Origin of the sequence: Luedemannella flava (genome assembly GCF_039528515.1) — a bacterium.
GTDB classification, from domain to species: Bacteria; Actinomycetota; Actinomycetes; order Mycobacteriales; family Micromonosporaceae; genus Luedemannella; species Luedemannella flava.
Genome location: NZ_BAAALT010000032.1, coordinates 1 through 9,695, shown reverse-complemented (window position 1 = coordinate 9,695; position 9,695 = coordinate 1). Strand labels below are relative to the sequence as shown.

The 9,695-nt window shown below is 72.6% G+C and carries 12 protein-coding genes, 1 tRNA gene and 1 pseudogene; 9 read left to right on the top strand and 5 right to left on the bottom strand.

Going from position 1 to position 9,695, the window contains the following annotated elements:
* Nucleotides 1-682: DUF1444 family protein (locus ABD211_RS06620; protein ID WP_344127304.1), on the bottom strand; the 682-nt coding region annotated here is incomplete at its 3' end.
* 149 nt (nt 683-831) lie between these two features.
* Here ABD211_RS06620 and ABD211_RS06615 point away from each other — a divergent pair.
* A tRNA-Arg gene (locus ABD211_RS06615) sits at nt 832-907 on the top strand.
* 171 nt (nt 908-1,078) lie between these two features.
* On the opposite strand, the gene ABD211_RS06610 is transcribed toward ABD211_RS06615, so the two are convergent.
* Together ABD211_RS06610 and ABD211_RS06605 are read right to left on the bottom strand one after the other, a co-directional pair.
* Nucleotides 1,079-1,357, bottom strand: coding sequence for a hypothetical protein (locus tag ABD211_RS06610; RefSeq protein WP_344127302.1), 279 nt, complete (start codon nt 1,355-1,357; stop codon nt 1,079-1,081).
* Between the two features lie 38 nt (nt 1,358-1,395).
* On the bottom strand, nt 1,396-1,863 hold the full coding sequence (locus ABD211_RS06605) for an Hsp20/alpha crystallin family protein (protein ID WP_344127301.1): 468 nt from the start codon (nt 1,861-1,863) through the stop codon (nt 1,396-1,398).
* Nucleotides 1,864-1,977: 114 nt separating this feature from the next.
* On the opposite strand from ABD211_RS06605, the gene ABD211_RS06600 reads away from it, so the two are divergent.
* A complete protein-coding gene (locus ABD211_RS06600) occupies nt 1,978-2,619 on the top strand; it encodes a hypothetical protein (protein ID WP_344127299.1) in 642 nt (213 codons plus the stop codon).
* Between the two features lie 107 nt (nt 2,620-2,726).
* Here ABD211_RS06600 and ABD211_RS06595 read toward each other — a convergent pair whose 3' ends face one another.
* Complete coding sequence (locus ABD211_RS06595) at nt 2,727-3,134, bottom strand: ATP-binding protein (protein ID WP_344127297.1); 408 nt, start codon at nt 3,132-3,134, stop codon at nt 2,727-2,729.
* 70 nt (nt 3,135-3,204) lie between these two features.
* Complete coding sequence (locus ABD211_RS06590) at nt 3,205-3,546, bottom strand: STAS domain-containing protein (protein ID WP_344127295.1); 342 nt, start codon at nt 3,544-3,546, stop codon at nt 3,205-3,207.
* A 216-nt stretch (nt 3,547-3,762) separates the two neighbouring features.
* Between ABD211_RS06590 and ABD211_RS06585 the strand changes: the two genes are divergently transcribed.
* The 7 genes and pseudogenes from ABD211_RS06585 to ABD211_RS06555 form a co-directional block, all read left to right on the top strand.
* The gene (locus ABD211_RS06585) at nt 3,763-4,611 is read left to right on the top strand and encodes an STAS domain-containing protein (protein ID WP_344127293.1); all 849 of its coding nucleotides are present in this window, start codon (nt 3,763-3,765) and stop codon (nt 4,609-4,611) included.
* Complete coding sequence (locus ABD211_RS06580) at nt 4,611-5,045, top strand: STAS domain-containing protein (RefSeq protein WP_344127291.1); 435 nt, start codon at nt 4,611-4,613, stop codon at nt 5,043-5,045. Before ABD211_RS06585 ends, ABD211_RS06580 begins: the two co-directional genes overlap by 1 nt.
* A 1-nt stretch (nt 5,046) precedes the next feature.
* Nucleotides 5,047-5,463, top strand: coding sequence for an anti-sigma regulatory factor (locus ABD211_RS06575; protein WP_425560366.1), 417 nt, complete (start codon nt 5,047-5,049; stop codon nt 5,461-5,463).
* Nucleotides 5,460-6,482, top strand: a complete 1,023-nt coding sequence (locus tag ABD211_RS06570; protein ID WP_344127288.1) for a SpoIIE family protein phosphatase — start codon at nt 5,460-5,462, stop codon at nt 6,480-6,482. Before ABD211_RS06575 ends, ABD211_RS06570 begins: the two co-directional genes overlap by 4 nt.
* Nucleotides 6,479-7,843 (top strand): ATP-binding protein, encoded by a 1,365-nt coding sequence (locus ABD211_RS06565; protein WP_344127286.1) that lies wholly within the window; start codon nt 6,479-6,481, stop codon nt 7,841-7,843. Before ABD211_RS06570 ends, ABD211_RS06565 begins: the two co-directional genes overlap by 4 nt.
* Entirely contained in the window at nt 7,840-9,384 is a 1,545-nt protein-coding gene (locus ABD211_RS06560) for a SpoIIE family protein phosphatase (RefSeq protein WP_344127284.1), read from the top strand. The genes ABD211_RS06565 and ABD211_RS06560 overlap by 4 nt, the downstream gene beginning before the upstream one ends.
* A gap of 11 nt (nt 9,385-9,395) precedes the next feature.
* Nucleotides 9,396-9,695, top strand: a pseudogene (locus ABD211_RS06555) (hypothetical protein); the annotation flags it as partial.

The window sequence follows — 9,695 nt, the reverse complement described above, 5'->3', positions numbered from 1 at the left end:
TCACCGGCGCGGGCCCGCGGCGCGCGGCGGAGCGGTCGACCGGGCTGACCGGCATGGCCGAGATCGGCACCCGCTGCTCGGGCCAGGACGGGTGGTCCTGGTACTGCCGGGGCTGACGGTCGGGGCCGTGCGGGTCGCGGCGAGGGGCCGGGGCGGGCATGGTCGGCGCGGCCTCGAACGGCTCCCACGTGCCGTTGCGGCGGACGAGCAGGTGCTGGGTCAGGGGATTCTCGTCGCCGGCGAACAGCACCCGGTCGACGGCACGGCGCGCCTTTTCCAGCCCGGGCAGGGAGTCGGAGCCGGTCACGATGACGACATCGCGGGCGGGCACGCCGACCACGATGTCGCCGGGGACCACCTCGGCCATCCGGGCCCAGAAGCGTTCGGAAAGCAGGAGACTCGACTCGAGGCCGTCAAAGGAGAGCATCAGCGCGGGCGGCCGGCCGTGGAACTGGGCCTTGCCGGCGAGCTGCTCCAGCTGCTCGTGCGCCGCGCGACGCAAGGCCCGCGGGGTCAGGTCGAGTTTGCGCAGGTCGTCGTGCGTCACGAGGCGCTGGCCGAACGGCGGCCCGAAGGAGTAGACCACCGTGAGGTCAGCGCAGAAACCATCCCTCACGACCGCATCGGCGCGAATGTCTGCGTCTGCCGGTGCGAGCAGGGGAAAGAAAGTGGCGCGTGTCACCTGCACGAGTGCGAAACTAGCGGCTGAGTCGCGACTCCGGAACCCCCCGAATGGATCGGGTGGCAAATGTTCGATTTGTCCCGCGGCTTGTCATCCCAGAGAGGCCTTTTCTGTAACTGGACGGTAGTCTTCCGCCGAGACCTTGGCGCGCGCTCGTAGCTCAGTGGATAGAGCATCGGACTTCTAATCCGCAGGTCGCAGGTTCGAATCCTGCCGGGCGCACCACGTTGACCAGGAAACACAGCCGATAGCGGGAACTCTGACCGCCGCTGACGTGCGTCCGATGTGTCCCATGAGTCACGATGCCCGCCCCGACGAGAGGGCCGCGGCTACGGCCGCGGCCCTGTCGTGTTGGCACCATGTCCGCGCTGGCACCACCGACCTCTCCTGTCGCGGTCACCTCCGACTGCTGCGCGGCGGAGGTGACCGCTGACGCGTGAGCACCGACCGGACGGCGTCTGACCGACCGCCGAGCGCGCATCGCGCCCGCGCGGACCGGGATGTCGGGCCCGCCGGCCGCCCGCGCGCCGAACCGCAGGGCGGTCGCGCGGGCGGCGGGGTCGGCCAGGCCGCCGCGACGATGTCGTCGAACTCGCGGCGCAGCAGCTCGTCGTCGTGCAGGACCAGGTCGATGAAGCCGTCGCGGGTCTGGCGGGTGGGCGTCGTGGTCGTCATGGGAGCACCTCCCGACCCGGGTGGACGGCAACGCCGCGTCAGGCCTCGATGGTCCTGACGTCGCCCTGTGCGGTGACCTCTCGGGGGGCACCGCCGCCCGTGATGGCGATCTTGCGCGGCTTCGCCTTTTCGGCCACGGGGATACGCACCACGAGCACGCCCTGGTCGTATGTCGCGCGGATGCGGTCGGCGTCCAGTGCGTCCGACAGGAACAGCTGCCGGGCGAACACGCCGAGCGGTCGCTCACCCACCTGCATCTCGGCGCCGTCGCCGAGATCAAGCGGGCGCCGCTCGGCCCGCACGGTGAGGACGTTGCGCTCGACGTCCACCTCGATGGCGTCGTCGGCGACGCCCGGCAGATCGAAGGCGACGACGAACTCGTCCCCGGCGCGGTAGGCGTCGATCGGCATCACCGTGGGTCGCGACCAGGTGCCGGGCTGCGTCGCGCCGAACACCTGCTGGGCGAGACGGTCCAGCTCACGGAAGGGGTCGCTGCGCATCAACATGTCTGCCACCTCCTGATGTCTTCACGTCGTGTCAATGCGCTCGACTCCTGTTGTAGCATGTCATCGTCACGATGACAAGTCGAACGTCATCGTAGAGATGACAGGAGCGACGTGGTGGACCCCTCCCGTACCGGCCACGACGCGGTGGCCGCCCTGCTGACGGCGCTCACCGAACTCGACGGTGCCGGCCAGGCCGGCCCGCCCGGTCGGGCGCAGCTCCTGGCCGCCCTCGCGGCACTCCACGAGGTGCGCGCGCTGCTCGACGTCTGGGAGCCCCGCCTCATCGGCGCCGCGCGGGCAGCCGGGGTGAACTGGGCGGACATCGCCCCCGCGCTGGGTGTGGCCAGCCGGCAGGCGGCGGAACGGCGATACCTGCGCCTGCGCGAGCCGGCCCTCGACGATCACCCGACCCAGGACCGGCGGGTCCTCGCCGAACGCGACCGCCGCGCCGGTGCCCGCGCGGTCGGCGCCTGGGCCCGCGAAAACGGCGCCGATCTGCGCCAACTGGCCGGCCAGATCACCGCCCTCACCGACCTCGGCCCGGCCGCTCAACCCAGCCTCGACCGCCTGTACGAGGCGCTCGGTCGCGGCGACGTCGCGGATCTGCTCCCGCTGCTCGACGACACGCACGAACACCTCACCGGCGCACACGCGCACCTGGCCGAACAGGTGCGCGCGGTCCACGACGACACCGACCAGGTTCGCCGGACCACCGCGCGACAGCGCGCCCGCCGGCACGACCCGCCGGCCGACTAGCTGCCGGCGACCGCGGCGTCGAGCGTTTGCGCCGCGGGCTGCTGGCTCTGCGCCGTCAGGTTCAGACCGCTCGAGTCGCACACCGGGGTGGCGACGGCATGCCACGGTCAGCCCAGCGCCATCACCAGCCGGACCCGGGTCCCACCCGCTCCGGTGTCGATGTCGACCCGGTCGCAGAGGAGCCGAACCAGGAACAGACCGCGGCCGCCGATCTCCACCGGAGCCGGACGCTGCCCCGTCACCCCCGAGGGGATGCCGCCGCCGGCATCGACAATCTCCACCACGATCGCCCGCTCGCGTTCGTCACGACTGATGAAGACATCCGCCCGACCATGCGCGTGCTGGATCGCGTTGGTCACGGCCTCGTTGACCGCCAGGGTCAGTTCCTCGGTCCGTTGGGCGCTGAGGCCCGCGTCGCTCCCGACCCCTCGGAGGAGACCGCGTAGTGATTCCAGCTCCGCCGCCGTCACGTTCCGTCGCGTGATCACGGGTAGCGCGCCGCTGTCGGCGTTCACAGCTCGACCTCCCAGTTCGCTCGCTACCCCCGGGTACGCCACGACCATGTGGTACCCGTACGACCGTTGTCTAACCCACCGCCGCGCAGGCCGCCGCGACAGTCGGATAAACCAGGACGGCCTCGGAAATTCCAGTCAGATCAAGCACGGATCGCACAATCGGGGTCGGCTGTGCGATCGCCAGCGTGCCGCCGGCGCCGGAGACCGCGCGGAGGATCTTCACGATCACCCCCAACCCGGCCGAGTCGCAGAAGGCCAGTCGCCCGAGGTCGAGCACCAGGCCGCCACCGCCGGCCACCGCGACCGACGACGCCGCATCGAGCAGCGACGGCGCGGTCGTCATGTCCAGCTCACCCTCGACAACCAGCACCGACACGGATTCCGTGTCGCCGACGGACACCGCGAGCGCCATGACCACCTATCCCATCCGCACTGTTCCACGCCGACCGTGCCGCTGTGGCTGAGTGCCCGGAACCCGGCCCCTGTCCAGCCGAGCGCGAGGACCGTCACACCAGATTCCCCGCGTGACGCGATGGTAATCCTCGCCAGGTTTAGGGTGCTCACGCCGGTGGTACTGTCGGGCGGACCCGCGCGATCACGCCGCGGCAGCGCCGGAGGATCCCCCCTCATGAACGTCGGCACGACGAGCCGACTCGTCCAGGTACTGGACGAGCACGGCGACGACATCCTCAAGCAGTGGAGCGACGTCGTGGCGGCGACGACACGGGGCCGCCTCGCGGAGGCCGAGCTCACCCGCCAGCTCCGGGAGCTCTTCGACACTCTGCGCTCTGCGGCGGCCGCCGGCGGTGAGCTGACACTCGCCTCGGAAGCGGCCGCCGAGCTGCGCGGCTCGTTGACCGAATTGTCCCGCCACCGGGCACGACGCGGGTTCACCTCGACCGAGACCGCGTTGAGCGTCTTCGCGCTGAAGGACCCGCTCCGCCAGGCGCTCGGCGACTCCCCGGACGACCTGCTGGCATTCGTCGCGATCTCGCAGTTCCTGGACGAGGTCGGCCTGTTCACCTTCGAGGCGTACGCGAAGACGCGCGAGGAGCTCATCGGCGACCAGGCCGAACAGCTGCTCGAGCTCTCGACGCCCGTCATCAAGCTGTGGGAGGGCGTGGTCGCCATCCCGCTGGTCGGGACGCTGGACTCCGCGCGGGCGCAGGTGGTCATGGAGCGCCTGCTGCAGACCCTCGTCGACACCGGCTCGCCGTACGCGATCATCGACATCACCGGCGTGCCGGCCGTCGACACACAGGTCGCCCAGCACATCCTCAAGACCGTGGTGGCCGCCCGGCTCATGGGCGCCGACTGCATCATCTCGGGCATCCGCCCGCAGATCGCGCAGACCATCGTGGCGCTGGGCATCGAGTTCGGCGACATCATGACGAAGGCCAGCCTCTCGGACGCCCTGCAGCACGCGCTGCGCGCCGGCGGCTTCGAAATCACCCGACGCGCGCCGCGGCGGGCGTGATGGAGCAGATCCCGGTCCTGTCCCTGGGCGACATCCTGCTCGTGTCCATCCAGGTCGACCTGGAGGACCAGCTGGCGCTGCGGCTGCAGGAGGACCTGTCCAACCGGATCGTCGACACCGGCGCGCACGGCGTCATCATCGACATCAGCGCGCTGGACATCGTCGACTCGTTCATCGGCCGGATGCTGTCGACCATCGCCGCGATCTCGCGGGTGCTCGACGCGGAGACGGTGGTCGTCGGCATGCGCCCCGCGGTGGCCATCACCCTGGTGGAGCTGGGCCTGTCGCTCAACGGCGTCCGTACGGCGCTGAACGTCGAGCACGGCCTGCGCCTGCTCCGCGAGGCGGGGCCCGCGCTCTTCGCCGACGCCGGCGACGACGGCGAGGACGAGGCGGCAGCGGCATCCGCTGACGACGCCACCGCGCGGCGCTGACATGACCGTCATGCCGGACGGGGAACCGCAGATCCTGCCGATCCTCGCCGACGAGGACGTGGTCCGGGCCCGGCAGCTGGTCCGGACGCTGGCCGTGTCGGCCAAGCTGTCGCTCGTCGACCAGACCAAGCTCGTCACGGCCGCCAGCGAGCTGGCACGCAACACCCTGGTGTACGGCAAGGGCGGGCACATGGAGGCGACCACCCTCCGCAACGCCCGGCACCTGGGCGTCCGGCTGCACTTCGCCGACGACGGGCCCGGCATCGCCGACCTGCAGCTCGCCATGACGGACGGCTACACGAGCGGCGGCGGCCTGGGGCTCGGCCTGTCCGGCGCCCGCCGGCTCGTTGACGAGTTCGACATCGACACCGCGCCGGGCGCCGGCACCCGCATCACCATCGTCAAGTGGGCCCGATGACGGTCCTGGTCGAGGATCTCGGGTGGTGGTCGGTCTCCGAGGACGGCACGGTCGGCGCGGTGCGCCGGGCGGCGACGGCGCTGGGCGTCGAGCTGGGGCTGCCCGAGGACCGCGTCGCCGCCCTCGGCATCGTGGCCACCGAGGTGACCACCAACCTGCTCAAGCACGCCATCGACGGCGCGGTGCACCTGCGCGCCCTGCGCGACGACGGCGCGGGACGGCCGTCGGGTGTGGAGCTGGTCGCGATCGACGCGGGTCCGGGCATGGCCGACCTGACGGCATCGAGCCGCGACGGCCACTCGACGGCCGGCACGCTCGGCATCGGCCTGGGCGCCATCGGTCGGCAGGCGACGCGCCTGCGGGTCTTCTCGGAGCCGGACCGGGGCACCGTGCTCACCGCCGCCGTCTGGGCCGACGAGGCGCCCGCCGAGTCCTGGGCCGCCGGCCTGACCCGGCCGATCGCCGGGGAGTCGACCAGCGGCGACGCCTACGCCGTCCGGGTGGCGGACGGGCGCGCGCAGGCGTTCCTCGCCGACGGGCTGGGCCACGGGCCGCTCGCGTCGCGGGCCAGCGAGGCCGCCGCCGCCGCGTTCCGGGAGGCGCCGGCCGCTTCGCCGGCCGCGGTGCTGGAGTACGTGCACCGCGCGGTCGCCCATACGCGCGGCGCCGTGGCCGCCGTCGTCGACCTCGACAGCGCGGCAGGGCAGCTCACCTGCGCCTCGGTCGGCAACATTTCCGGGTGGATCGTCGGGCACGACCGGCGGCGCGGCCTCGCGGCGCAGCCCGGGTTCGTCGGCGACCGGCAGCGCCGCGCCATCCGGGAGTACACGTACCCGGTGGCCGGGGACGACGTGGTCGTCCTGCACACCGACGGGCTGACGGACCGGTGGGACCTCGCCGGCCACCCCGGGCTCCTGTTGCGCGACCCGCTCACCATCGCGGCCGCGCTGCTGCGCGAGGCCGGGCTGCGACGCGACGACGCCGGCGTCCTGGTGGCCCGGCCGACGGCGTCGGCATGAACGGGCACCCGCCACTGCTGCGCACCGTCATCAGCGTCGAGCACGACGTCTTCGCGGTGCGCCAGCACGGGCGGGAGGTGGCCGCCGCGATCGGCCTGGAGGGGCAGGACCAGATCCGGGTCGCCACCGCGCTGAGCGAGGTGGGCCGGCAGCTGCTCGCCCGGCTCGGGCCGGTGACGGTGACCTTCGAGGCGGTGACCGACCCGCACGACGCCCTCACCGTCTCGGCCAGCGCGCCCGCGCCGGCCGACCCCGACACGCTGACCAGGCTGCTCGCGGAGATCGACGGCGCTCGCCGGCTCATGGAGACGTGGAGGATCGAGGACACGCCCGATCGGGTAACAGTGGTCATGCGTCGACGACTACCAGCCGCCGCGCTGGCACTCACCGCCGCCCGGGTGGCCGCGCTCCGCAGCGACCTCAAACGGCTCCGGCCGGGCCGGCCGGTCGAGGAGTTCGTCCTGCAGAACCAGCAGCTGCTGGCCGCCCTGCAGGAGGCAGAGGCGCACCGCGACCAACTGCTGCGCCTCAACGAGGAGCTGGAGGAGACCAACCGCGGCGTTCTCGCGCTCTACAACGAGCTCTCCGCCGAGCTGGAGGAGACCAACCGGGGCGTCGTCGCGCTCTACGCCGAGCTCGACGACCGGTCGGCGAAGCTGCGCGACGCCAGCGAGGCAAAGACCCGCTTCCTGGCCAACGTGAGCCACGAGATGCGCGCGCCGGTCACGGCGATCCTGGGCCTGGTGCGGCTCATCACCGACCCGGGTTCGGACCCGCTCACCGACGAACAGCGTACCCAGCTGACGCTGATCGGCGGCTCGGCGCAGGACATGCTCAACCGCGTGAACGAGCTGCTCGACCTCGCGAAGGCGGAGTCGGGGCGGCTCGTGCCGGTGCCCGCCGAGGTGGACCTGGCGGCCGTGTTCGGCGCCCTGCGCGGCACGATGCGGTCGCTCGTCGCCCGTCCCGAGGTGGAGCTCGTCGTCGAGGAGCCGGTGGGGCTGCCGACGCTCGTCACCGACGAGGTGATGCTGACCCAGGTGCTGCGCAACCTGCTGACCAACGGCATCAAGTTCACGCTCTCCGGCGAGGTGCGCCTGGCGGCCCGCTACGCGGGCGGCGACACGCTCGACCTGGTGGTGACGGACACCGGCATCGGCATCGCCGCCGACGAGCAGCAGCGGGTGTTCGAGGAGTTCTACCAGGTCCGCGGGGACGCGCAGCAGGGCGTCATCGGCACGGGCCTGGGGTTACCCTATGCCCGCAGCCTGGTCACCCTGCTCGGCGGGGAACTGACTCTTGAGAGTACCGAGGGCGAGGGCAGCACCTTCACCGTCACTCTTCCGTTGGTCATCCCGTGACCGAGACGGGGACGGCGCTGGTCGTCGACGACACCCCCTCCAAGCGGTACGTGCTGGCGAGCTGGCTGCGTCGGGCGGGCTTCACGATCATCGAGGCGGAGACGGGCGCCGAGGCGCTGACCCGGGTCGGCAGCGAGCGGGTGGACGTGGTGATTCTGGACGTCAAGCTGCCCGATATGTCGGGGTTCGACGTCTGCGAGCGCATCAAGGGCCTGCCCGAGCACGCCGCCACCCCGGTGGTGCACGTCTCGGCCGCGGCGGTGAACGTCGTCGACCGCACCCACGGGCTGTCGCGCGGCGCCGACGCGTACCTGGTCGAGCCGATCGACCCGGACGAGCTGCTCGCCACGGTGCAGGCCGTGCTGCGCTACGCGCGGGCGCGCCAGCGCGCCGAGCGGATGGCGAGCCGGCTCGCGAAGCTGGCCCGCCTCGCCGACGGCCTGTACACCGAGACGGACCTGCGCCCGCTGCTGCGGGCCGCCGTGGTGGGCACGGCGGACATCTTCGGCAGCCCGGCGATGATCTGCACCTGCCCGGAGGACGGCCCGGGCTTCTGCGCGGCGGTCGACGGGCCGGGCGCCGAGCCCCGCGTCGTCACCTGGACGGGCGACGGCTTCGCGGTGGGCGTCGGATCGCGCCTGGCCGAACGGCCGGCGTCCGACTGGCCGGGCGTGGCCTGGCCCGGCGACGCGAAGGTGCACACGCTGGGCGTGCGGTTGCGCGCCGACCGGCCGGCCGTCTACGTCGTGGTCCCACGACAGACCACCGACGACGGCGAGCCGGTGCTCACCCAGGTCGGGCAGAGCATCGTCGCGGCCATCGAGTCCGCCCGGGCGTACACCCAGGAACATCAGCTGGCGCTGACGCTGCAGCGCAGCCTGCTGCCGCCGCGCCTGCCCGCCGTGCCCGGCTACCAGGTGGCGGTCCGCTACGTGCCGGCCAGCGACCAGGCGGAGATCGGCGGCGACTTCTACGAGTTGTGCCGCATCGACGAGCGCGTCGCGGTCGCCGTGGGCGACGTGGCCGGCCACTCCCTGCACGCCGCCACGATCATGGCCGAGCTGCGCCACGCCACCCGGGCCTACCTGGCCGAGGGCCATTCCCCGGCAGCGGTCCTGGACCGGCTCAACCAGCTCCTGCTCCGGCTGATCCCGGACGAGATGGCCACCCTGTGCCTGCTCGACCTCGACCCCGCCACGGGCGCCGCCCGCCTGGCCAACGCGGGCCATCCGCCGCCGCTCCTGATCGACGCCGACGGGGGCCGCTACCTGCGCGACCGGACGCCGCTGCTCGGGCTGCCCGGCACGACCGCGCGGGAGAGCCCGGTGACGCTGAACCCCGGCGCCCTGCTGGTCCTCTACACCGACGGGCTCATCGAGCGGCGCGGGCGCTCGCTCGATGAAGGGCTGGACGCGCTCGCCGCGGCCGCCGCGCACCTCGACGACGACCTCGAGACGTACTGCGACCGGCTACTGGCCGATGTCGGCCCGACGGAGCCCGACGACGACATCGCCATCGTCGTTCTGCGCCGTACGCACTAGACTCGGCGGCCGTGACCAGCAGCGCCGCGACCGTTACCCGACCGTGTGCCCATTGTGGACGGCCGGTCCCGCAGCGCGACGGCGCCGGACGCCCCTTCCGGTACTGCCGCGACAACGACGACGCCTGCCTGCGCGCGGCCCGCAACAGCCGGCTGCGCCAACGCAACGCGCCCGGCCTCGCCGGCCAGCTCGCCCAGGCGCAGGAGCTGGTCGAGCGGCTCGACAAGGCGGCGGAGACGCTGAGCGAGGCGCTGCACACCGAGCTGTCGCCGGCGGGCGTCGAGGCCCAACTGGCGGCGGGCCGCGCGGGC

Coding starts and splice junctions, on each gene's coding strand:
- ABD211_RS06590 (WP_344127295.1), bottom strand. CDS start 3,546: ATGGCGCTCGCGGTGTCCGTCGGCGACACGGAATCCGTGTCGGTGCTG.
- ABD211_RS06570 (WP_344127288.1), top strand. CDS start 5,460: ATGACGGTCCTGGTCGAGGATCTCGGGTGGTGGTCGGTCTCCGAGGAC.
- ABD211_RS06565 (WP_344127286.1), top strand. CDS start 6,479: ATGAACGGGCACCCGCCACTGCTGCGCACCGTCATCAGCGTCGAGCAC.
- ABD211_RS06610 (WP_344127302.1), bottom strand. CDS start 1,357: ATGACGACCACGACGCCCACCCGCCAGACCCGCGACGGCTTCATCGAC.
- ABD211_RS06605 (WP_344127301.1), bottom strand. CDS start 1,863: ATGTTGATGCGCAGCGACCCCTTCCGTGAGCTGGACCGTCTCGCCCAG.
- ABD211_RS06585 (WP_344127293.1), top strand. CDS start 3,763: ATGAACGTCGGCACGACGAGCCGACTCGTCCAGGTACTGGACGAGCAC.
- ABD211_RS06575 (WP_425560366.1), top strand. CDS start 5,047: ATGACCGTCATGCCGGACGGGGAACCGCAGATCCTGCCGATCCTCGCC.
- ABD211_RS06580 (WP_344127291.1), top strand. CDS start 4,611: ATGGAGCAGATCCCGGTCCTGTCCCTGGGCGACATCCTGCTCGTGTCC.